The following is a 385-nucleotide window of genomic DNA, read 5'->3' as shown; positions in this document are numbered from 1 at the left end:
AACCCGCGACCCCCACCATGGCAAGGTGATGTTCTACCACTGAACTACTTCCGCGTAATATAAATGCCGATTATACGACTTGAACGTACGACCCCCTGTTTACAAGACAGATGCTCTACCAACTGAGCTAAATCGGCATATTGTCAATATGTGGTTGGCAATACGGGTGGTGGGACTTGAACCCACACGTCCGAAAACACTAGAACCTAAATCTAGCGCGTCTGCCAATTCCGCCACACCCGCATATATAGGGTCATGAGCCGTGAGGGACTTGAACCCTCGACCCACGGATTAAAAGTCCGTTGCTCTACCAACTGAGCTAACGACTCGATATGGAGGATACAGGGCTCGAACCTGTGACCTCCTGCTTGTAAGGCAGATGCTC

Annotated in this window: 3 tRNA genes; all 3 read right to left on the bottom strand. The window is 50.4% G+C overall.

Features of this window, described 5'->3' with window-relative positions:
* Window positions 1-64 precede the first annotated feature (64 nt).
* Window positions 65-137, bottom strand: a tRNA-Thr gene (locus tag CP352_RS10845).
* A 24-nt stretch (window positions 138-161) separates the two neighbouring features.
* Window positions 162-243 (bottom strand) — tRNA-Leu (locus CP352_RS10840).
* A 13-nt stretch (window positions 244-256) separates the two neighbouring features.
* Window positions 257-329, bottom strand: a tRNA-Lys gene (locus CP352_RS10835).
* Window positions 330-385 lie beyond the last annotated feature (56 nt).

This window comes from Lactobacillus sp. UMNPBX1, from assembly GCF_002554085.1.
GTDB lineage: Bacteria > Bacillota > Bacilli > Lactobacillales > Lactobacillaceae > Lactobacillus > Lactobacillus crispatus.
Note: the sequence above shows the minus strand (reverse complement) of the source record. Positions and strands in the feature narration are given on the sequence as shown.